This is a genomic window from Mycobacterium sp. M23085 (assembly GCF_045343915.1).
Lineage (GTDB): Bacteria > Actinomycetota > Actinomycetes > Mycobacteriales > Mycobacteriaceae > Mycobacterium.
On sequence record NZ_CP174280.1, the window covers coordinates 2,463,043 to 2,483,298 of the forward strand.

21 protein-coding genes and 2 pseudogenes are annotated in these 20,256 nt (G+C 67.3%); 6 read left to right on the top strand and 17 right to left on the bottom strand.

Features of this window, described 5'->3' with window-relative positions:
* Nucleotides 1–23: 23 nt before the first annotated feature.
* The 7 genes and pseudogenes from regX to ACIUM1_RS11240 form a co-directional block, all read right to left on the bottom strand.
* Nucleotides 24–707, bottom strand: a complete 684-nt coding sequence (regX, locus tag ACIUM1_RS11210; RefSeq protein WP_007768263.1) for a two-component sensory transduction protein RegX — start codon at nt 705–707, stop codon at nt 24–26.
* Nucleotides 704–787 (bottom strand): annotated as a pseudogene (locus ACIUM1_RS11215) (hypothetical protein); the annotation flags it as partial. The gene regX and the pseudogene ACIUM1_RS11215, both read right to left, overlap by 4 nt.
* Before the next feature lie 2 nt (nt 788–789).
* Nucleotides 790–2,019, bottom strand: a complete 1,230-nt coding sequence (locus ACIUM1_RS11220; RefSeq protein ID WP_406817220.1) for a sensor histidine kinase — start codon at nt 2,017–2,019, stop codon at nt 790–792.
* Between the two features lie 154 nt (nt 2,020–2,173).
* Nucleotides 2,174–2,923 (bottom strand): phosphoglyceromutase, encoded by a 750-nt coding sequence (locus tag ACIUM1_RS11225; protein WP_406817221.1) that lies wholly within the window; start codon nt 2,921–2,923, stop codon nt 2,174–2,176.
* Nucleotides 2,924–3,044: 121 nt separating this feature from the next.
* Nucleotides 3,045–3,582: pseudogene (locus tag ACIUM1_RS11230) on the bottom strand (YbjN domain-containing protein); the annotation flags it as partial.
* On the bottom strand, nt 3,579–4,853 hold the full coding sequence (mshA, locus tag ACIUM1_RS11235; protein WP_406817222.1) for a D-inositol-3-phosphate glycosyltransferase: 1,275 nt from the start codon (nt 4,851–4,853) through the stop codon (nt 3,579–3,581). The gene mshA and the pseudogene ACIUM1_RS11230, both read right to left, overlap by 4 nt.
* A gap of 61 nt (nt 4,854–4,914) precedes the next feature.
* The gene (locus tag ACIUM1_RS11240) at nt 4,915–6,192 is read right to left on the bottom strand and encodes an ROK family protein (RefSeq protein ID WP_406817634.1); all 1,278 of its coding nucleotides are present in this window, start codon (nt 6,190–6,192) and stop codon (nt 4,915–4,917) included.
* A 235-nt stretch (nt 6,193–6,427) separates the two neighbouring features.
* On the opposite strand from ACIUM1_RS11240, the gene ACIUM1_RS11245 reads away from it, so the two are divergent.
* Nucleotides 6,428–7,177, top strand: a complete 750-nt coding sequence (locus ACIUM1_RS11245; RefSeq protein WP_406817223.1) for an SDR family NAD(P)-dependent oxidoreductase — start codon at nt 6,428–6,430, stop codon at nt 7,175–7,177.
* Here the strand turns inward: ACIUM1_RS11245 and ACIUM1_RS11250 are convergent.
* Both ACIUM1_RS11250 and ACIUM1_RS11255 read right to left on the bottom strand, forming a co-directional pair.
* Nucleotides 7,161–8,531 (bottom strand): Ig-like domain-containing protein, encoded by a 1,371-nt coding sequence (locus ACIUM1_RS11250; RefSeq protein WP_406817635.1) that lies wholly within the window; start codon nt 8,529–8,531, stop codon nt 7,161–7,163. The genes ACIUM1_RS11245 and ACIUM1_RS11250 overlap by 17 nt on opposite strands.
* Nucleotides 8,532–8,562: 31 nt before the next feature.
* Nucleotides 8,563–9,666: a UDP-N-acetylmuramate dehydrogenase gene (locus ACIUM1_RS11255; protein WP_406817224.1), complete on the bottom strand. Its 1,104-nt coding sequence runs from the start codon at nt 9,664–9,666 to the stop codon at nt 8,563–8,565.
* Between the two features lie 26 nt (nt 9,667–9,692).
* On the opposite strand from ACIUM1_RS11255, the gene ACIUM1_RS11260 reads away from it, so the two are divergent.
* The 3 genes from ACIUM1_RS11260 to ACIUM1_RS11270 are packed head-to-tail and all read left to right on the top strand — an operon-like array spanning nt 9,693 to nt 12,111.
* Nucleotides 9,693–10,223, top strand: a complete 531-nt coding sequence (locus ACIUM1_RS11260; protein WP_406817225.1) for a DUF2505 domain-containing protein — start codon at nt 9,693–9,695, stop codon at nt 10,221–10,223.
* 29 nt (nt 10,224–10,252) lie between these two features.
* Nucleotides 10,253–11,074: a carbon-nitrogen hydrolase family protein gene (locus tag ACIUM1_RS11265; protein ID WP_406817226.1), complete on the top strand. Its 822-nt coding sequence runs from the start codon at nt 10,253–10,255 to the stop codon at nt 11,072–11,074.
* The gene (locus ACIUM1_RS11270; protein WP_406817227.1) at nt 11,071–12,111 is read left to right on the top strand and encodes a DUF2993 domain-containing protein; all 1,041 of its coding nucleotides are present in this window, start codon (nt 11,071–11,073) and stop codon (nt 12,109–12,111) included. Before ACIUM1_RS11265 ends, ACIUM1_RS11270 begins: the two co-directional genes overlap by 4 nt.
* A 72-nt stretch (nt 12,112–12,183) precedes the next feature.
* Here ACIUM1_RS11270 and deoC read toward each other — a convergent pair whose 3' ends face one another.
* From deoC to ACIUM1_RS11300, 6 genes are all read right to left on the bottom strand, one after another.
* Nucleotides 12,184–12,861, bottom strand: coding sequence for a deoxyribose-phosphate aldolase (deoC, locus tag ACIUM1_RS11275; protein WP_406817228.1), 678 nt, complete (start codon nt 12,859–12,861; stop codon nt 12,184–12,186).
* Entirely contained in the window at nt 12,861–13,301 is a 441-nt protein-coding gene (locus ACIUM1_RS11280; protein ID WP_406817229.1) for a DUF2599 domain-containing protein, read from the bottom strand. Before ACIUM1_RS11280 ends, deoC begins: the two co-directional genes overlap by 1 nt.
* A 4-nt stretch (nt 13,302–13,305) precedes the next feature.
* Nucleotides 13,306–13,593, bottom strand: coding sequence for a DUF2516 family protein (locus ACIUM1_RS11285; protein ID WP_040629303.1), 288 nt, complete (start codon nt 13,591–13,593; stop codon nt 13,306–13,308).
* Between the two features lie 86 nt (nt 13,594–13,679).
* Nucleotides 13,680–14,294 (bottom strand): heparin-binding hemagglutinin HbhA, encoded by a 615-nt coding sequence (gene hbhA / locus ACIUM1_RS11290; protein ID WP_406817230.1) that lies wholly within the window; start codon nt 14,292–14,294, stop codon nt 13,680–13,682.
* Between the two features lie 285 nt (nt 14,295–14,579).
* Nucleotides 14,580–14,990 carry a helix-turn-helix domain-containing protein gene (locus ACIUM1_RS11295; protein ID WP_406817231.1) on the bottom strand — a complete coding sequence of 137 codons (411 nt, stop codon included), beginning with the start codon at nt 14,988–14,990 and terminating at the stop codon, nt 14,580–14,582.
* A 94-nt stretch (nt 14,991–15,084) separates the two neighbouring features.
* The gene (locus ACIUM1_RS11300; protein WP_406817232.1) at nt 15,085–16,467 is read right to left on the bottom strand and encodes a DUF445 domain-containing protein; all 1,383 of its coding nucleotides are present in this window, start codon (nt 16,465–16,467) and stop codon (nt 15,085–15,087) included.
* A gap of 135 nt (nt 16,468–16,602) precedes the next feature.
* Between ACIUM1_RS11300 and ACIUM1_RS11305 the strand changes: the two genes are divergently transcribed.
* Nucleotides 16,603–17,322 (top strand): TetR/AcrR family transcriptional regulator, encoded by a 720-nt coding sequence (locus tag ACIUM1_RS11305; protein WP_406817233.1) that lies wholly within the window; start codon nt 16,603–16,605, stop codon nt 17,320–17,322.
* Nucleotides 17,323–17,510: 188 nt separating this feature from the next.
* Nucleotides 17,511–18,374: a cyclopropane mycolic acid synthase PcaA gene (gene pcaA / locus ACIUM1_RS11310; RefSeq protein WP_406817234.1), complete on the top strand. Its 864-nt coding sequence runs from the start codon at nt 17,511–17,513 to the stop codon at nt 18,372–18,374.
* A 60-nt stretch (nt 18,375–18,434) separates the two neighbouring features.
* Here the strand turns inward: pcaA and ACIUM1_RS11315 are convergent, their stop codons facing one another.
* Together ACIUM1_RS11315 and ACIUM1_RS11320 are read right to left on the bottom strand one after the other, a co-directional pair.
* A complete protein-coding gene (locus tag ACIUM1_RS11315; RefSeq protein WP_406817235.1) occupies nt 18,435–19,295 on the bottom strand; it encodes a cyclopropane mycolic acid synthase family methyltransferase in 861 nt (286 codons plus the stop codon).
* 93 nt (nt 19,296–19,388) lie between these two features.
* The gene (locus ACIUM1_RS11320; protein WP_406817236.1) at nt 19,389–20,252 is read right to left on the bottom strand and encodes a 3-hydroxybutyryl-CoA dehydrogenase; all 864 of its coding nucleotides are present in this window, start codon (nt 20,250–20,252) and stop codon (nt 19,389–19,391) included.
* Between the last annotated feature and the right edge of the window lie 4 nt (nt 20,253–20,256).

Below are 20,256 nucleotides of genomic sequence, written 5' to 3' on the forward strand. Positions count from 1 at the left end.
ACGCCGCAGACGAAGCCGTCGGGCTAGCCTTCGAGCTTGTAACCCAATCCCCGCACCGTCACCAGGTGCACCGGGTTGGCCGGATCGGCTTCGATCTTGGACCGCAGGCGCTTGACGTGGACGTCGAGTGTTTTGGTGTCGCCGACGTAGTCGGCGCCCCACACCCGGTCGATCAACTGTCCGCGGGTCAGCACCCGGCCGCTGTTGCGCATCAGATACTCGAGAAGGTCAAACTCCTTGAGCGGCAACGTGATCGTGTCGCCATTGACCGAAACGACGTGACGTTCGACGTCCATCCGCACCGGGCCGGATTCGAGCACCCCATCGCTGATCTCGGAATCGTCGTCGCCGCCGCGGCGCAGCACCGCCCGGATCCGCGCGATCAGCTCGCGCGCCGAATACGGCTTGGTCACATAGTCATCGGCACCGAGTTCGAGGCCCACGACCTTGTCGATCTCGCTGTCTCGGGCGGTGACCATGATCACCGGCACGCTGGAACGCGCACGCAGTTGCTTACAGACGTCGGTGCCGGACATTCCCGGCAGCATCAGGTCGAGCAGCACGATGTCGGCGCCGCCGCGATCGAATTCGGCAAGCGCGGCCGAACCGTCGGTCACCACGGTGGCCTCGAAACCCTCCTTGCGGAGCAGGAACGCCAGCGGATCAGCCAGCGACTCCTCGTCCTCCACGATCAGCACACTGGTCATCGGCGCGATTCCTCCTCATCGCTGCGGCCCCCTGGCCGCTGCGCGGCTGGGGGTACCCCCACTGCATCGTCATACGCGCGGGTCATCGACTTAGTTCTTCCTCTCGTTGTGAGCGGGTGGGCCGCACGTCGCGGCCCTGCGATTGCTCGGATTCCTCATCGTCATCGTCTTGATGAGACGCCATGGCCGCCGGAATGGAAAGGGTGAACGTCGATCCCGTTCCGGGCTTGCTCCACACGCCGATGCTGCCGTTGTGATTGGCCGCGACATGCTTGACGATGGCCAGGCCCAAGCCGCTGCCGCCGGTGGCGCGTGAGCGCGCCTTGTCCCCGCGGAAGAACCGCTCGAAAACCCGCTCCTGGTCTTCCAGGGCGATCCCGATGCCGCGATCGGTCACCGCGATCTCGACGTTCTCGCCGCGGCGGCGGCGGCTGATCGACACGGGCGAGCCCGGCGGCGAATACGCGATGGCGTTGGACACCAGGTTGGCCAGCGCGGTGACCAGCAGCGTTTCGTCGCCCAGCACCCGCAGACCGCTCGGCGCGTCGGTGCGGACCTCGATATCGGTGTTGTCGGCCGCCACCTTGTGACGCGAAATCGCTTCGCCCACAACCTTATCGACGTCGACCTCGACGACGTTGGGCAGCCGCTCGGCGCCCTGCAGCCGGGACAGCTCGATCAATTCGGCGACCATGTCGCCGAGCCGGTTGGCCTCGACGAGCACCTTCTCGGCGAACCGCCGCACGGTTTCGGAGTCGTCGGACGAGGCCAGCAGGGCCTCGGCGAGCAGCGCCATGGCACCCACCGGGGTCTTGAGCTCGTGGCTGACGTTGGCGACGAAGTCGCGCCTGGTCGCTTCCATTCGCGCGTAGTCGGACTGATCATGGGCGAAGACCACGGCGAACCGGCGGTCTTCCTCGCTGAGCAACCGGGCATGCCCGTGCACCGAGAGGCCGGAGCGGCCGCCCGCCCGTTTGGCCGGCTGCAGATCGAATTCGACGTCGATGCCGGTCAGGGCCTGCTGCGCCGCCTGCCAAGCCTCGTCATCGAGTTGACGGTCGCGCACCAGGCCCAACTCCTTGGCCCGGTCATTGAGGTAGACGACGTCGCGATGGGCGTCCACCACCGCCGCGCCCAGCGGCATCAGCGCCACGATGCGTTGCAGCATCTGCGCGACGGTGATCCCGGTCCACTCGACCCGCTGGCGGCGCTGCACCGCCCGCGGTGCCAGCCGAAGCCCCACCAGCACACCTGCGCCCAGCGCAAGCGCGGACAAAACCCCGGCGAGCAACAGCGCCGAGAACACAGTCACATAGCAAATCCTACAAATCTTCCTGAACGCTGCCCTAGCGGAACGAGGCCAAAATCGGACAAGTCACACCTTGCGCCACAGGTGTTCCGCTCCCGTTCACGCGATGTTTGGCGAATTGGCCTTTATCTCGCCAAACGGCGCGGGCGCCCCCGGGTCAGCCGCGCCCCTGGTTGGCAACCGCGGCGGCGCCGGCGGCGGCCGCCTCCGGGTCCAGATAGGTGCCGCCGGGCACCACCGGCCGCAGGTCGGCGTCCAGGTCGTAGCGCAGCGGGATGCCGGTGGGGATGTTCAGGCCGGTGACCTCCTCGTCGGACATCCCGTCGAGATACTTGACCAGGGCACGCAGAGAATTGCCGTGCGCGGCGATCAACACCGTCTTGCCGCTGCGCAGATCCGGGATGATGACGTCGGTGTAGTACGGCAGGAAGCGCGCCACCACGTCGGCCAGGCACTCGGTCAGCGGACCGCCGCCGATGTTGGCGTAGCGCGGGTCGGTGTCCTGGCTGTACCGGGTGCCCCTCTCGATGGGCGGGGGCGGTGTGTCGTAGCTGCGCCGCCAGGCCATGAACTGCTCCTCGCCGTAGCGGGCCTTCGTCTCGGCCTTGTCCAGCCCCTGCAGCGCCCCGTAATGGCGTTCGTTGAGCCGCCAGCTGCGGCGCACCGGAATCCACAACCGGTCGGCGGCGTCCAGCGCCAGGTGCGCGGTCGAGATGGCCCGGCGTAGCAGCGACGTGTAGAGGATGTCGGGCAACAGGTTGTGCTCGGTCAGCAACTCACCGCTGCGCACGGCTTCGGTCCGGCCCTTTTCGGTGAGGCCGACGTCGACCCAACCGGTGAACAGGTTCAACGAATTCCATTCGCTTTCGCCGTGGCGCAGCAGTACCAGCGTGGCGGTGTCTCCCATGCCGGTTAGTCTCTCACGCACTCATTCAGCGGTCGTCAGCGTCGTCTTCGTCGTCTGATGCTCGACTCCTCCTCATCGCGCTTCGCGCTCTGCATCGTCGTCTTCGTCGTCTGATGCTCGACTCCTCCTCATCGCGCTTCGCGCTCTGCATCGTCGTCTTCGCCGATCAGGTGGGCGAAGGCCTCCAGGTTCTTCAGCGACTCACCGCGCGACACCCGCCACTCCCACTCTTTCTGAATCGACGAGCGAAAACCCAACTCCAGCAACGTATTGAAGTCCGAATCCACCGCTTCGAGCACCTGCCCGAGCACTCGGTCGAGTTCGTCGGCGTCGACCGAGGCCAGCGACATGCGGCCCACCAGATAGATGTCGCCGACGTTGTCCAGCGTGTAGGCCACGCCGTAGAGGCGGCGGTTGCGCTTGAGCAGGAAGCGGTAGACGCCTTCGTGGTTCTCGTCGGGCTTGCGGCAGACGAACGCCTCCACCCTTACGGAATGCTCGCCGATGCTCAGGATGGTGTTGGTCTTGAGCTTGCGCTCGCCGGGCAGTTCCACCACCAGTCCCGGCGGACCCCCATGTGCGCCAGCGTGTTTCGAGTAGTTCAGCCCACTGGCCTGCAGAGCATCCTCGATGACCCGCTCGACGGTGGCGGAGCTCATGCGCCCACCCCGCGGCGCTCGGCGGTGTACTCGCGGATCGCGCGCCGATAGCTGGCCAGCAGCGCGTCGGTGGTGTGATCCCAGGAGAACCTGGCCGCATGCGCGGCGGCGGCGTGGCTCATCGCGTCGGCTTGTGGGGCCGGCAAACGCAGCAGCCGGCCCAGGGCGTCCGCCCAGTGCCCGACGTCGTGCCCGCCCACCAGCGCGCCGGTCACCCCGTCCCGCACGGCCACCGGCAGCCCGCCGACCGCGGCCGCGGCCACCGGCGTCCCGCACGCCTGCGCCTCGAGGGCAACCAGGCCGAACGACTCCGAATAGCTGGGCACCGCAACGAGATTGGCCGCCTGGAACAATGTGGCCAGGTTGGGGCGCGACTGCGGCGGCAGGAGTGTGACGCGCTCGGCGATGCCGAGTTCGGCGGCCAGCCGGGCCAATCCATCCGGGGACGCCAGGCCGCTACCCGAGGGTCCGCCGGCCACCACGATCCGCACCCCGGGCAGCTTCGCGGCGGCGCGCAACACGATGTCGGGCGCCTTGAGCGGCTGGATCCGCCCGACGAACGCCACGATGTCTTCGTCGCTCGGCAGCCCCAGCGCGGCGCGGGCGGCCCCGCGGTCGCCGGGGCGGAACACGTCGAGATCCACTCCGGGGTGGACGACGTCGATGCGCGCCGGGTCGGCGTGGTGGATCGAGATCAGTTGGTTGGCTTCATCGTCGGTGTTGACGATCAGCCGGTCCGCCTCGTCGACGACCTGCTGCTCGCCGACCGTGCGCAGCGGCGGTTCGGGTGAGTCCCCCTCGGCCAGTGCGGCGTTCTTGACCGCGGCGAGGGTGTGCGCGGTGTGCACCAACGGCACCGCCCAGCGGTCCCGCGCCAGCCAGCCGACCTGTCCGGACAGCCAATAGTGCGAGTGCACGATGTCGTAGTAGCCCGGTTCGTGCGACGCCTCGGCACGCAACACACCGGCCGCGAACGCGCACAGCTGGGTCGGCAGGTCGTATTTGTCCAGGCCCTCGAACGGGCCCGCCACGACGTTGCGGACCAGCACCCCGGGCGCCACCCGCGCCACCGCCGGGTCGGCCGAGGCGGTCGCGCGGGTGAAGATCTCCACCTCGATGCCGCGCCGCGCCAGGTGCAGCGCGGTCTGCAGCACGTAGACGTTCATGCCGCCCGCGTCGCCGGTGCCGGGCTGGGCCAGTGGTGAGGTGTGGACCGCCAACACTGCGACCCGGCGCGGTTCATTCAGCCGGACAACGTCATCGTGGCGCACCCTGTCATCTTTACAGGATGGTTCACCGGCCAGCCCAAGCGCGCTGGACAATACGGTCGCGTCAGGCGGACGACTCGTCGCGAGCGACCTCGTGCAGCCGGGCGTCCAGCGCCCCGGCGCGGCGCATCGCGCCGAGCGGGTCGGCGTACAGCCCGGACAGCGAGACCGTCCCCGCGCCGGCCTCCTGCACGCGGTTGCCGAAGGCGGTGAGGCGGATGTCGCGAGGGCCGAGCACGGAGCGTTCGACGAACGCCGCCTGCACCTGCTCCATCGCCTCGGGGTATTCGGTGAAAGCCTGGCCGCCGACCACCAGCTCGTCGGGGTTGAGCATGTCGCGCAGCAACGCCACCGCCTCACCGAGCACGCGGCCGCGCTCGGCGAGCAGGTCCTTGGCCTGCTGGTTGCCGGCCCGCGCCACCCGGAGCAGGTCGGCGATGCCGGTGGCGGATCCGGTGGCGCGATTCGCCGGGGCGAACGGCAAGATGCGTTGCTGGCGGGCGACCGCTACGACGGCCTCGTCGCTGACGGTGGACTCCAGCTGCCCGGTGCCGCCGAGCAGCTCAGAGTGGGCCGGCAGGGTCGCGATGGTGCCCGGCCCGCTGGCCGGGACGTGCACGCGTCCGCCGATCACCAGCGCATAGCCCACCGTCTCGCGGGCGTAGACGTAGAGGCTGGTCGGTGAGCTGGGCAGGAAGCGCCGCATGCCCAGCAGCAGCTCGGCGCCGGCCATGGCGTCGACGTGCGAGGCCACCGAGACCGGCAGGCCCAGCGCATCGGCCAGCACCTGCCCGACCGGCGCCTGCCGCCAGCCCAGCCGCGGGTGGTCCACCTGCCCGGTGGCGCTGTCGACGGTGCCACCGATGGCGACGCCCACCCACAGCGGCCGCCGACGATGCCAACGCCGCAGGTAGCGGCGGGCGCTGTCGGCCAGCGTCGCCAGCGCGGGGCCGGCCGGGTTGCGCGGGGTCGGGGTCTCGACCGTGTCGAGGGTGCGGCCGAACAGGTCGGTGGCCACGATGCTGGTGGTTCGCGCGCCGATGTGGATGCCCAGCGTCACGAAGGGCTCGTGGTTGACCTCGACCGGCACGCGCGGGCGGCCGATCGCGCCGGACACGGCCAGGTCGGCGCGCTCCCGCAGCAGGCCGGCTTCCAGCAGCGCGATGACCTGGCGGTTGACCGTGGCGATGCTCAGCGAGGTGACACCGGCGATGACGTCACGGCCGACGGGGCCGCGCAGCCGCACCGCCCGGAAGACCGAAGCGGCCGCCGAGTCGGGGATGTTCAGCGCCGGCGGCACAATTTGCCGGCGCACCGCGCGGTGACCCTTTTGACCGGGCAGGTGCCCGACGGCGCGGCTGGGCGAATGATGGGTATGGGTGAGGGTATTGGTGCGCACGAGCGTCCTTTTGTCCGATTTTTGCTGGCCGTCTTGGCCACACCTGGCTGGGGTCAGGAGCGGCAAAGTGCGCAGCAACAACACGCACCCGCCGCGCAAAGACACGCGGTGGTCGTGGTGTTGGACAGGGCGCTGAGGAGCACACGCAAAATCTAGCACGTTCACTAAGGTTGGTTCGATGGTTGAAACTGGCAGGAATGAACGGGTCGCAGTAGTCACCGGGGCCAGCTCCGGTATCGGCGCAGCAACCGCCCGCAACCTGGCTGCGCAGGGCTTTCACGTCGTCGCGGTGGCACGCCGCGCGGACCGGATCGAGGCTCTGGCCAGTGAAATCGGTGGTACCGCGATTGTGGCCGACGTCACAGATGATGCGGCGATCGAAACAATGGCGAGCAAATTGCAGCGCGTCGATGTGTTGGTCAACAACGCCGGAGGCGCCCGGGGTCTGGCACCGGTCGCCGATGCCGACCTCGAGCAGTGGCGGTGGATGTGGGAGACCAACGTGATCGGCACGCTGCGGGTCACCCGCGCGTTGTTGCCCAAGCTGATCGACTCCGGCGACGGGCTGATCGTCACCGTCACTTCCGTTGCGGCACTTGAGGTTTACGACGGCGGCGCCGGATACACCGCGGCCAAACACGCCCAGGGAGCGCTGCACCGCACGCTGCGCGGCGAGCTGTTGGGCAAGCCGGTGCGGCTGACCGAGATCGCCCCGGGCGCGGTCGAAACGGAATTTTCGTTGGTCCGCTTCGACGGCGACGAACAACGCGCGGACGCCGTCTACTCCGGCATCACACCGCTGGTCGCCGACGACGTGGCGGAGGTGATCGGGTTTGTCGCCTCGCGGCCGTCGCACGTCGACCTGGACCTGATCGTCGTGAAGCCGCGCGATCAGGCCAACGCGTCGAGGTTCAACCGCCGGGCGTAGCCGAGCTGGTCGTGGTGGTGGTCGTGGTCGGCGTCCCCGACAGCGTCGGCGCGTTGGACGGCGTGACCGGCGCGGTGACCGGGATCTGCGTCGACGGGGGGCGCGCGGTCGGCGGCGGCAGCGCGGACATGGCCACCCAGGTGTCCCAGTCCACCGCCCAGTCCCAGATGTCGCCGTCGGAGTAGGAGAGCTGGATGGTGCTGCCGGTCACCTCGACCGGGTCGCCGTACATCGCCGACTGGAAGTACTGCTCGGCGTCGCCGGTCGACAGGTTGATGCAGCCGTTGGTGACGTTGGTGTTGCCCTGCGCGCCGGCGCTGGCCGGGTTGGCGTGGATGAACTCGCCGTTGTTGGAGATCCGGACCGCCCAGCGTTCGTGCACGTGGCTGTAACCGGCGGCCGGGTTGGACATGTAGAAATCGGCGTACTTTTCGCTCACCACGTGGATGCCGTTGCGGGTGACGTTGCGCGCCTTGTCGGCTTCGCCGTAGCTGCACGGGAAGTCCATGATGACGCCCTCGTCGCGGATCACCTGGATGCGGTGCGACGAGACCTCGGCCTTGACCACCTGCCGGCGACCGATCTGGATGTTGAGCGAGATGTCCTCGGCACCGTAGGCGTTGTCGCCGAACGGCAGGCCGTAGAGCTTGGCCTCGACGTTGACCGTGGTGCCGGCGGGGTAGTACTCCCGGGTGCGCCAGTGCGCGCGGGCACCGGCGGCCTCGTCGGGCAGCCAGGCCCAGCTGCCTTCGACGGGCGGGGTGGTGGTGACGGTGAGCGCTTTCTCGACGGCGGCCTTGTCGCTGATCGGCGAGTCGAACTGGATGATGATCGGGGCGGCGACCCCGACCGTCTGGCCGTCGGCCAGCTGAAATGCCCCGCCGATCTTCTTGGTGGGCGCCACCGTGGTGAACTTGCCCGCCACCGGGATCGCCTTGCCGTCATGCCCGACGGCCGAGCCGCTCCAGGTGTAGGTCTGGTCGTAGCCCAGGGGCTCGGAGGTCGTGTACACCGTGCGGTCCTGGTTGAAAGACCCCGCGACGGCCTTGCCCGACGAGTTCGACAGCGTGACGTGCTGGAACCAGCCGTCGCTCACCTCGACGCTGACCGGGGCGATCGGCACCACGTTCTCCGTCGCATTGGCCGGCTGGTACTTGAGCTGCGGTGCGGGCTGCTCTTTCTTTTCGGCTTGTTTCGCGGAGGTGCCGCCGCACGCCGCCAACACGTTGGGCGCGAGCACACCCAGTCCAAGGGTCGCCAAAGCCGCACGCCGGTTGACCGGCCGGGGGGCGTTGGACGGGGTCACGGAAGTTAAAGATACCGGGGAAAACCGAGCGGCCCGGCCACCCCAAATCGCGGCCGCGTGCGCGTCGGCAAAATTGCGGCTACAGCCTGCAGCCGAGCAGGACCGGTTCGGGAACCAATGTGATGGCAAACACAGCCCGCACACCGTCGCGGATGGTGCGGGCCAGCGCAATCACGTCTTCGGAGCTCGCGCCGCCGCGGTTGGTGAGCGCCAGCGCGTGCTTGGTGGACAACCGGCACCGGGCGGTCGGGTCATGCGGGTAGCCCTTGGCGAAGCCCGCCCGCTCCACCAGCCAGCCGGCGGCCAGCTTGACCCCGTCGGGCGCCGGATAGTTCGGAACCGGCCCGTCGACGGTTGCGGCCAGCCGCTCGTAGACGTCCGGGGCGACCACCGGGTTGGTGAAGAACGAGCCCACGCTCCAGGTGTCGTGGTCGGTCGCGTCGAGCACCATGCCCTTGCGGGCCCGCAGACCCAGCACCGCGTCGCGGACGGCGCGCGGGTCGGCCCGCTCGCCGACGGTGACGCCCAGCTCGGCGGCCAGCTCGCCGTAACGCAGCGGCGCGCTGCGCCCGGACGCGTCCAGCGCGAACTCCACTTCCAGTACGACAGAGCGGATTTCGGGTTTATTGCCGCCACGTTTGAACACGCTGGTGCGGTAGCCGAAGCCCAGCGCGTTGCCCGGCACCCAGCGCACCTCGCCGCTGGCCCGGTCGAGCACCCGGACCCGGGTGATGGTGTCGGAGACCTCCGCGCCGTAGGCCCCGACGTTCTGCACCGGGGTGGCCCCGGCCGACCCGGGGATGCCGGACAGGCATTCCAGCCCGCCGAGGCCGTGCTCGATGGCCGTGACCACGACGTCGTCCCACACCGCGCCCGCCTGGGCCCGGACCAGGTTGCCGTCGACGGCGATGCGGTCATTGGCCAGCCGCACCGCGGTCAGGTCGGTCAGGGCGTCGGAGATCACCAGGTTGGAGCCCCCGGCGAAGACCAGCACCGAGTCGCGTTGCCCGCCAGGCGATTCGCCGTCCAGCTGCCGCAAGGTGGCGATCACCTGTTCGCTGCTGGTGCAGGTGATCAGGCGACGCGCGGTCGGCCCGACCCGCAGCGTGGTCAGCGGCGCCAGCGGGGCCGCGTCGGTGACCGGCGCGCCGGCGAACTCCGAACCGGCTCCGCTGGATTTCATGGCCCGTAACGGTAGCCTGACCTGCTATGCCGCGTTCATTCGACTTGTCGGCCGACTACGACGGCAGCGTTGACGAGGTGCACCGCGCCTTCACCGATGCGGATTACTGGCGGGCCAGACTGGCCGGGTCCGGTGTCGACGTCGCCACGCTGGAGTCCATGCGGGTCGGCGGCGAGTCCGGTGCCGAGGACACCGTCGAGGTGGTCACACTGCAGGTGATCCGCAGTGACAAGCTCCCGGGAATGGTCACCCAGCTGCACAGCGGTGACCTGTGCATCCGGCGCGAGGAGACGTGGGGGCCGGTCGCCGGCGGCTCGGCGTCGGGGTCGGTCGTGGGTTCAATTGTCGATGCGCCGGTGAGCTTGGCCGGCAGCGCCGCCCTGGCGCCGATCGAAGGGACCGGCGGCGCCCGGCTGACCTTTCGCGCCACCGTCCAGGTGCGCGTCCCGATCATCGGCGGCAAGTTGGAGAACATCATCGGCGCCCGGCTGGCCGAACTGGTCGCCGCCGAACAACGGTTCACCACGGAGTGGATCGCCAAGACGCACCGGCCCTGATCCGCGTTGCCCGGCCTAAGCTGGCCCTCATGCGAATCGCCTTGGCGCAGATCCTCAGCGGCGCCGACCCGGCAGCAAACCTGCAGCTGGTGCGCCAGTACAGTCACCGGGCCGCCGACGCGGGCGCGAAGCTGGTGGTGTTCCCAGAGGCGACGATGTGCCGATTCGGTGTGCCGCTGGGCCCGGTCGCCGAGCCGGTCGACGGGCCGTGGGCCGACGGCGTGCGCCGCATCGCGGCCGACCTCGACATCAGCGTCGTCGCCGGCATGTTCACCCCGGCGGGCGACGGGAGGGTGAAAAACACACTGATCGCGGCCGGTCCGAGCGATTCGGTCCACTACGACAAGATCCACCTGTACGACGCATTCGGCTTCACCGAATCCCGCACCGTCGCGCCGGGACACGACCCGGTGGTGTTCACGGTCGACGGCGTTGGGGTCGGGTTGACCGTTTGCTACGACATTCGTTTCCCGGCCCTCTACACCGAGCTGGCCCGGCGCGGCGCCCAGGTGATCGCGGTGTGCGCGTCCTGGGGCGCGGGTCCGGGCAAACTCGACCAGTGGACTCTGCTGGCCCGCGCCCGCGCGCTCGATTCGATGAGTTACGTCGCGGCGGCCGGTCAGGCGGATCCCGGTGACGCGCACGGATCCGGGTCGGGGGCGCCGACCGGTGTCGGGGGCAGCCTCGTCGTCTCACCGCTGGGTGAGGTCGTCGCGTCGGCCGGCCCGCAGCCGCAGCTGGTGGTGGCCGATATCGATGTCGACAGGGTGACCCAGGCCCGCGAGAGCATCGCGGTCCTGCGCAACCGCTCGGACTTTGCTCAGGTTGATAGGGCAGAATCGGTCGGGTGACGAACCCACAAGGACCACCCAACCCGGACCCGTCGCAGTGGGGCCGTCCCGCCCACCAGGGGCCCTTCGGCCAGCCGCCCACGGAGCGACCGACCGAGCGGATAACCACCGGCGGTCCGGGTCATGTACCGCCGCCGCCTCCCGCTCAGGCTCCCCCGCCCGGGCAGACCGAGCGGTTCGGGACGCCGCAGCCGAACATGCAGCAGCCCGGCTACCCGCCGCCGCCGACCCCGCCCGCCGGCCCGACGGAGCGGCTGGCCACTCAACCCGGCGACGACGAGGACGGGAAGAAGAAGCGCCGCTTCGGCCGCGACCCGGTCTCCGTCCTGTTGATCTTCGTCATCGTGTTCGCGCTGATCATCGCCGGGCTCATCGGGGCGGAGCTGTACGTGCGCCACGTCGCGGACAGCAAGGTCGCGCAGGCGGTGGCCTGCGAGGTCAAAGATCAGGCCACCGCGTCCTTCGGGGTGACGCCCCTGATGCTGTGGCAGCAGGCGACCAAGCACTACACCAACATCTCGGTGCAGACGGCGGGCAACAACATCCGCGACGCCAAGGGCATGAAGCTCTCGATCAACATCAACGACGTCCGGCTCAAGGACACCGCCAACTCGAAGGGCACCATCGGCTCGCTGGACGCCACCATCAGCTGGACCTCTGACGGCATCAAGCAGTCGGTGCAGAACGCGATCCCGGTTCTGGGCCCGTTCGTCACCAACACCGTGACCACCCATCCCGCCGACGGCACCATCGAACTGAAGGGGATGTTGGACAACATCACGGCCAAGCCGGTGGTGTCGGGCACCGGATTGCAGCTGCAGATCGTCAGTTTCAATGCGCTCGGTTTCACGATGCCCAAGGAGTCCGTGCAGTCGACGCTGGACGACTTCACCTCGAACCTGACCAAGAACTACCCGCTGGGTATCCACGCCGACAGCGTGCAGGTCACCGATACGGGTGTGGCGAGCCACTTCTCGACGCAGAACGCCAGCATTCCAACCGGCAACAACAACGACCCGTGCTTCGCCAACCTGTGACGGCGGGCGCCTAGCCGGACAGCTCGTCCGGTGACGATGCGCGGCAGGGGCCGCGCTGAGGAGCCGGACAGTTCAGCCCAGGCTGTCGAGCACTCCGCGGGTGCCCGACAGCCCCAGCCGGGTGGCGCCGGCATCCAGCATCGCCAGCGCGTCCGCGGCGGTGCGGATGCCGCCGCTGGCCTTCACCCCGAGCCGCCCCCCGACGGTCTCGGCCATCAGAGCGACCGCCCGCACGGATGCGCCGCCCAACGGATGAAACCCGGTCGAGGTCTTGACGAAGTCCGCGCCGCCGTCTTCGGCGGCGCGGCACACCTGCGTCAGGATGGGCTCGCCCGCCAGCGTCAACAGCGCCGCGGATTCCACGATCACCTTGAGCACCGCGCCGCCGATCGCGCTGCGCACGGCGTGCACATCGGCGCGCACCGCGGCGATGTCACCGGCGAGCGCCGCCCCCACATCGATGACCATGTCGATCTCGCAGGCGCCCGAGGCGACGGCCAGGGCCGCTTCGTGCGCCTTGACCGCCGAGAGGTGCTTGCCGGACGGGAAACCTGCCACGCCGGCCACCCGCACGCCGGCACCGGCTCGCACCGCGACCGGAACCATGGAGGCCGACACGCACACCGCGTAGACACCCAGGTCGGCCGCTTCGGCGACCAGGGCTGCGATATCGGCGTCGGTCGCCTCGTGTTTGAGCAGGGTGTGGTCGACGAACGCCGCCAACTGCGCTCGGCTGGGTTTTGTTGCCATCAGAAGGATTCTTCCGGACCGCCGGGATTGCAGCCGGAGGCGACCATTTCGGCGTCGTCGACGACCGGTCGCCACGGCTCCAGGTTCCAGCTGACCTTGCCGGGCTGGGCGAGTTCGGCGAACTGCCAATGACAGAGGAACTGCGCGCGCATGCCGGCGGTGTCGGCGTCTGGGGATAAGGCCAGCACCTCGGCCCAGGCCTCGTCGGCCAGCGCCGGGGTTGCGGGAATTCTCGAGGCGGTCCGGCCGGCCGGCGACGGGAAGACCCGCAGGCTGCTTCGGCCCTGCCACTGCGCCCACTGGGTGTGGTCGATGTACGGCGGGGCCGGGACGGGCGGATTCGCCGCACCGCTGCCCGGATCGGGAGCCGCGGCGACATGCGGCACCGGGCAGCACAAACCGACGAGCACCGCCACCGGCGCCGTCAACAGGGCCTTCATTCGGCTAGCGCGACTTACCTTGAATCTCAAGCAATTTGGGTCGAACGTCGACCAGATACACGCCCGCGGCACAGGCCGCGATCGCCATTCCGAGCACGCCGAAAACGAAACCCAAGATGGACGTCAGGGCGACGGCCCCGCCCAGGATCAGCAACCACACCGGCTTGGTCAGCTTCTCGGCGGCGGTATAGGCGTCGGGTCGTTGCAGCGCGGCATGCACGAACGCATAGATCGCCGTGACGAGGACGGCGATCTGCAGAACCAGCATGACGGTTCCCACGAGGTGGTTCACGCCTTAAGCGTATGGGGCACCCTGGAAAACGTCGACTCCGAGTCACCCAGAGGTGACTCGGAGCCGACAGGTGTGACCGTTGGTGCTTACTTCTGGGTGACCTTCTTGGCCGGAGCCTTTTTAGCCGGAGCCTTTTTGGCCGGAGCCTTTTTCGCCGGAGCCTTCTTCGCCGGCGCGTTCACGGCCTTCTGCGCCTTCTTGGCGCCCGCTTCGGCCTTACCGGGCAGCTCGATGCCAACCAGCTTGGCGGCGCGCTCGCCGACCGCGCGGGTCTGCGACGCGACGGTGCCGAGCGCTTCCTGCGTCAGCTCGACGGCCTGGTCGACGTAGCCCTCGGCGCGCGCGGACGCGTCCTCGAACGCGGTCTGGCTGCGCAGCCGCTGCAGGGCCGCCTCGCCGCGCTCGACCAGCTCGTTGTACCGGGTGGTAGCTGCCTCCAGGTAGCCCTCGGCGGCCTTGCGCAGCTCTTCGGTGGTGAACTTGTCGCGCAGCTCGGTGAACTGCTCGGGCAGGTCCTCCTGCAGCCTGGTCAGCCGAGCGCGACGCTCCTCGACGCGGGTGCGGGTCTCGGCGCGGGTCTCTTCGGCGCGCTCCCGCAGGCCGGCGATCAGGTCGTTGACGGTGGCCAGGGCCAGATCGGCCGCACCCAGCGCCGCGAGCAGCGGGGCCCGCAAATCTTCGATGTTCGTGTTTTCCGCCATGGTCTTTCCTTTCATGGTGTGTTTTCGCTATGGGCGTTATTCGGTGTTATTAGCTGTCTGGTCGAGAAGTTAGGTGCAAACGTCTCCTTCGCAACTGGGGCGCCGATGCCGGGGTGTTTCGTCCAACGATTCAGCTGGAACCGTTTAGGTGCTGTCCGTTGGGTAACCCCTACGGCCGGTCGTCTATACATCACCAACTCGCTACTGCGCTGTGCAAAGCCCGCCTTCTGGCGCAAACTCCCAGCACAGACGGTGACGGCGCCAGGTGAAACGGACTATCACTCGCTAGTCGGATTCGGTCGGACACTCCTCTTGGCTCGATTCGTTTTGCTGGGCGAACGATGAGTAGATGTCGAGCAGAATTTGCTTTTGGCGCTCGGTGATCGCAGTGTCGGTGACGATCGCATCTCGCACCTGACTTTTGTCACTGGGTTCGAGAATCCCGGCGCGCACATAGAGAACCTCGGCGGAAACCCGGAGGGCCTTCGCGATCTGGTTCAAGACATCGGCGGAGGGCTTGCGCAATCCACGCTCCACCTGGCTCAAATAGGGATTGCTGACGCCGGACTTTTCGGCGAGTTGGCGCACCGACACCTGCGCGAGTTCACGTTGGCTACGGATGAAGCTGCCGATATCAGAGGCCATGTCGGAGGCAGCGTTGGACACCTTGGCGGAGAGCTTCTCCTCGGGCGTCATGGCGTGCTCCTGGTCGGACGGCTGGTCTTGACGCGCCTCAGACTACTACAAGTGCTTGCTATTGCAAGCACTTGTTAGCACTGGTAGAAATTCGCTAGACCAGCAGCTGCGCCACGGCGTAGATCACCAAACCCGCCAGCGAACCCACCACGGTCCCGTTGATCCGGATAAATTGCAGGTCACGGCCCACGTGCAATTCGATGCGCCGGCTGGCCTCCTCGGCGTCCCAGCGCTCGATGGTGTCGGTGATGATCGCTGTGATCTCCACCCCGTACTGCGAGACCAGATGCTGGGCCGCCCGGACCAGCCAGTTGTCGACCTTGTCCCGCAGGTCGGCATCGTCGCGCAGCGATTCCCCGATGCGGACCACGGTGTCGGTGATCCGGGTGCGCAGAGCACTGGACGGATCATCTACACCCTCGAGCACCAGCCGCTTCAGCGTCTTCCAGGCCGTCGCCGCGGCGTTGGCGATCTCGTCGCGCGCCATCAGCTGCTCTTTGATCGCGTCGGCGCGCGCGATGGTGTCCGGGTCGTGCTGCAGGTCGTCGGCGAAGTCGAACAGGAAGCGGGTGGCCGACCGGCGCAATTCGTGGTCCGGATTACGGCGCACCTTGTCGGTGAAGTCCATCAGCTCGCGGTGGATGCGGTCGCCGACCAGGTGATCGACGAACCGCGGCGACCAGGTCGGCGAGTCGCGCTCGACCACCCGCTGAATGACCTCGCCGGCCTTCAGCGACCACTGAAAGGCCCGGTCGGCCAGCAACTGGATCAGCGCCTCCTGCCGGTGCTCGGCCAACAGGGTGGCCAGCACCCGCCCAACCGGCGGGCCCCACTGCGGTTCGGCGATGCGGCGCACGATCATCCGGTCGATCACCTGCTGGACGTCCTCGTCGCGCAGGAGTTCGACCAACACCCGCAGCACCGTGGCCGTCTCGCTCGCCACCCGCTCGGCATGGGCCGTCTCCGACAGCCACTTGCCCAGCCTGCCGGACACCTGGGCGTCGCGCAGCTTGGTTTCGACGACCTCCGGTGACAGGAAGTTTTCCCGCACGAACGTGCCGAGCCCCTCCCCCAGCTGGTCCTTCTTGCGTTTGATGATCGCGGTGTGCGGGATGGGAATGCCCAGTGGGTGCCTGAAGAGCGCGGTCACGGCGAACCAGTCCGCCAGTGCGCCCACCATGCCGGCCTCGGCGGCGGCGCCGACATATCCGACCCAGGCTCCCAGGCTGGCATGCGCCTGGGCCCACCGACAGGCGAGGAACACGCCGGTGGCACCGATCAGAAAGCTCAGTGCCACCATCTTCATCCGGCGCAATGCCACCCGGCGCTGCGCGTCGGCCTCGGGATCGGCGCCGGCGAAGGATTCCGCAAAAGACGCCCGAACGGGGTGGGCGGCGGCCGGCGGCGTCGACGAGTCGGGCCTCGCCCCCGGCGGGCCCGACGCGTCGCCCCTCGCCGAGGCTCGATGTGCCACCACTCCATCATCTATCTTTCCCGCCAATTGGTGTGACGACACGGTTCGCGGCGTCTCACCCACGCCCCGGCGAGACAGGAAACCAACCCCCGCACGCCGTAAGATCAAGGCGTCTAGGGAATGGGAAATCGGGCGATTGTGGCAGAGCAATACACGGCTGTGAGCGTCAAGATGGATGGGCGCAAGCGGCGATGGCATCAGCACAAAGTGGAGCGTCGTAACGAGTTGGTCGACGGCACGATCGACGCGATCCGCCGATTGGGTGGCACCCTGAGCATGGATGAGATCGCCGCCGAGATCGGGGTCTCCAAGACGGTGCTGTACCGCTACTTCGTCGACAAGAACGACCTCACGACGGCCGTGATGATGCGCTTCACCCAAACCACCCTGATTCCCAATATGGCCGGGGCGCTCACCTCCGGCCTGGACGGTTTCGACCTGACCCGCGAGGTCATCCGCGTCTACGTCGAGACCGTCGCGAATGAGCCCGAGCCCTACCGGTTCGTGATGTCGAACAGCTCGGCCAGCAAGAGCAAAGTCATCGCCGACTCCGAGCGCATCATCGCGCGCATGCTCGCCGTACTGATGCGCCGGCGCATGCAGCACGCCGGGATGGACACCGGTGGCGTGGAACCGTGGGCGTATCTGATCGTCGGCGGCGTGCAGTTGGCCACCCACTCCTGGATGTCATACCCGCGAATGAGTCGCGATGAGTTGATCGACTACCTGACCATGTTGAGCTGGAACGCCCTCAAGGGAATCGTCGAAGTCGGCGGTTCGCTGGAGAAATTCCGCGGGGAGCCGCATCCTTCGCCGATAGTGCCGCCGCCAGAGCTTCGGGACGAGTTCGGCCCGTAGAAATGGCTCGACACCGCTCTGCCGGTTTTGGCGATTACCCTCGTCCCGTATGGGGCTAGGACGCACCTTGTCGGGGCGACTCAAGCCTTAACAGCGACTAGCATGCCAGGGAGTGTCGGGGGATATAGCGGGGTTGTCGTTTGGCTGTCTGCCCCCTGTCCGCCACATATAGAAAGGCTCACGTCGACATGCCCGTGCAGCTCACGCCGCACTTCGGAAACGTGCAAGCTCATTACGACTTGTCCGACGATTTCTTCCGGCTATTCCTGGATCCCACCCAGACCTATAGCTGCGCCTACTTCGAGCGTGACGACATGACGCTCGAAGAAGCCCAGATGGCCAAAATCGACCTGGCGCTGGGCAAGCTGAACCTCGAGCCGGGGATGACGCTGCTGGACATCGGTTGCGGCTGGGGAGCCACCCTGCGACGTGCCATCGAGAGGTACGACGTCAACGTCGTCGGCCTGACGCTGTCCGAGAACCAGGCCGAGCATGTGCAGAAGTCTTTCGATCAGATGGACACCCCCCGCACCAGGCGGGTGCTACTGGAGGGCTGGGAGAAGTTCCACGAGCCGGTGGACCGCATCGTGTCGATCGGCGCGTTCGAGCACTTCGGCCGCCAGCGCTACGGCCGCTTCTTCAAGATGGCCTATCAAGCGCTGCCACCCGGCGGAGTGATGTTGCTGCACACCATCGTTCGGCCCTCGTTCAAGGAGGCCCGAGCCAAGGGGATGAAGCTGACCCACGAGATCGTGCAGTTCTCGCAATTCATCCTGGCCGAGATTTTCCCGGGCGGCTGGCTGCCGACGCCTCAGACCGTGGGCGAGTACGGCGTCACGGCGGGCTTCGAACTGACCCGGGTTCAGTCGCTGCAGCTGCACTACGCCAGGACACTGGACCTGTGGGCCGAGGCGCTCGAGGCGAAGCGCGAGCAGGCCCTCGCCCTCCAGTCTCAAGAGGTCTACGACCGCTACATGAAGTACCTCACCGGCTGCGCGAAGCTGTTCCGGGAGGGGTACACCGACGTCAATCAGTTCACGCTGCAGAAGTAACCGGTTGCTTCAAAGCATTCAGCCCCGAACGGAGCACCGTTCGGGGCTGACCTGACCGCGCTACTTCACCAATGTGAATTGCCCCACATTGGTGATGCCCTTGCGGAAGAAATTCTCGCACCCGGTCAGATAATGCATGTACTTGTCGTAAACCTCATGGGACTGGATGGCGATCGCCTTTTCCTTATTGGCTTCCAGATTTGCCGCCCAAATATTGAGGGTCCGCGCGTAATGCTGCTGCAGCAATTGCACCCGCTCGACCGTGAAACCCGCCGCCTCGCCGAACTTGAAAATGTCTTCTTGCGCCGGCAGCTGTCCGCCCGGGAAAATCTCTTGACCAATAAATCGGGCAAATCTGATATCGCTCATCGTGATCGAGACACCACGCTCATGCTGCTGTTTCTGCGTGTAGGTCAAGATCGTGTGCAAAAGCATCCGGCCGTCATCGGGAAGGATTTCGTAAGCACGGTCGAAAAAAGCCGGATAGCGCTCCATCTTGAATGCTTCGAAGGCGCCGATGGAGACGATCCGGTCGACCTTGTCCTCGAACTCCTCCCAGCCCTGCAGGCGCACCTCGATGTTGCGGTCGGTCGGCATCCCGGCCAGCTTCTTCTTGCTGTACTCAAATTGGTTGCGGCTCAGCGTGATTCCGATGACATTGACGTCGAACTTCTCCACCGCTCGTTTGAGCGCGCCGCCCCAGCCGCAACCGATGTCCAGCAGCGTCATCCCCGGCTCGAGGTTCAGCTTGCCCAGCGCCAGGTCGAATTTCGCAATCTGCGCCTCTTCGAGAGTCATGTCGTCGCGCTCGAAGTAGGCGCACGTGTAGCCCATCGTGGGGTCGAGAAATAATGCGAAAAATTCATCCGAGACGTCGTAGATGGACTGCGACTCTGCGTAATAGGGCTCCAACTTCGTCATAACGGCACAACCCTTTCGTCCTACTCAACGCGAGCATACTAACGGATACGTAAGTAACGGCCGTCCCCGCACCGGTGAGTCATGAACCGTTACTCAGTAGGTATAGAAGCCCTGGCCCGTCTTCTTGCCGAGCCGGCCGGCCTCCACCATGCGCAGCAACAGCGGCGGCGGGCCGTAGTGCGGTTCCTTGAACTCCTCGAACATCTTGTCCGCGATCAGCTTCAAGGTGTCCAGTCCGACGAGGTCGGACAGCCGAAGCGGACCCATCGGGTGGGACAGCCCGGCCACCACGGCCTTGTCGACGTCCTCGACGGTGGCGAAGCCGGCTTCCACCATGCGGATCGCCGAGAGCAGGTAGGGCACCAACAGCGCGTTCACGACGAAGCCGGACCGGTCGGAGCAGCGCACCACCTGCTTACCCAGCACCGCGCTCGCAAATTCCTCGGTGCGCGCAGCGGCGGCGTCGTCGGTGACCAACGTGCTGACCAACTCGACCAGCGGTAGCACCGGCACGGGATTGAAGAAGTGCAGACCCAGCACGCGTTGCGGGTTCTTGGTGGCCGCAGCGATCTTCATGATCGGGATGCTGGACGTGTTGGAAGCCAGCACCGCGTCGGGGTCGGTGATGACCCGGTCGAGTTCGGCGAACACCTGCGCCTTGACGGCGTCGTCTTCGATGATCGCCTCGATGACCAGTTGGCGGTCGGCGAGGTCGTTCAGGTCGGTGGTGAACGTGAGCTTGCTCAGCGCCCGGTCGCGTTCCCGCTCGGTCACCTTGCCGGCGCTGACCCCGCGCTCCAGCGACTTCACGATGCGGTTGCGTCCGGCCGTGATAAGGGCCTCGGTGGTCTCGAACACGGTCACGTCGACACCGGCGCGGACCGAGACCTCGGCGATGCCGGACCCCATCTGGCCGGCCCCGACAACCCCTACCCGCTGAATCGTTGCGTCACTCACTGAT

Excerpts from the sequence above, each read along its gene's own strand:
- deoC (WP_406817228.1), bottom strand. The coding sequence starts at position 12,861 with ATGGCAACAAAACCCAGCCGAGCGCAGTTGGCGGCGTTCGTCGACCAC.
- ACIUM1_RS11295 (WP_406817231.1), bottom strand. The coding sequence starts at position 14,990 with ATGACGCCCGAGGAGAAGCTCTCCGCCAAGGTGTCCAACGCTGCCTCC.
- ACIUM1_RS11225 (WP_406817221.1), bottom strand. The coding sequence starts at position 2,923 with ATGGGAGACACCGCCACGCTGGTACTGCTGCGCCACGGCGAAAGCGAA.
- ACIUM1_RS11245 (WP_406817223.1), top strand. The coding sequence starts at position 6,428 with ATGGTTGAAACTGGCAGGAATGAACGGGTCGCAGTAGTCACCGGGGCC.
- ACIUM1_RS11255 (WP_406817224.1), bottom strand. The coding sequence starts at position 9,666 with ATGAAATCCAGCGGAGCCGGTTCGGAGTTCGCCGGCGCGCCGGTCACC.
- regX (WP_007768263.1), bottom strand. The coding sequence starts at position 707 with ATGACCAGTGTGCTGATCGTGGAGGACGAGGAGTCGCTGGCTGATCCG.
- ACIUM1_RS11315 (WP_406817235.1), bottom strand. The coding sequence starts at position 19,295 with ATGACGAAGTTGGAGCCCTATTACGCAGAGTCGCAGTCCATCTACGAC.
- hbhA (WP_406817230.1), bottom strand. The coding sequence starts at position 14,294 with ATGGCGGAAAACACGAACATCGAAGATTTGCGGGCCCCGCTGCTCGCG.
- ACIUM1_RS11260 (WP_406817225.1), top strand. The coding sequence starts at position 9,693 with ATGCCGCGTTCATTCGACTTGTCGGCCGACTACGACGGCAGCGTTGAC.
- pcaA (WP_406817234.1), top strand. The coding sequence starts at position 17,511 with ATGCCCGTGCAGCTCACGCCGCACTTCGGAAACGTGCAAGCTCATTAC.
- ACIUM1_RS11265 (WP_406817226.1), top strand. The coding sequence starts at position 10,253 with ATGCGAATCGCCTTGGCGCAGATCCTCAGCGGCGCCGACCCGGCAGCA.
- ACIUM1_RS11280 (WP_406817229.1), bottom strand. The coding sequence starts at position 13,301 with ATGAAGGCCCTGTTGACGGCGCCGGTGGCGGTGCTCGTCGGTTTGTGC.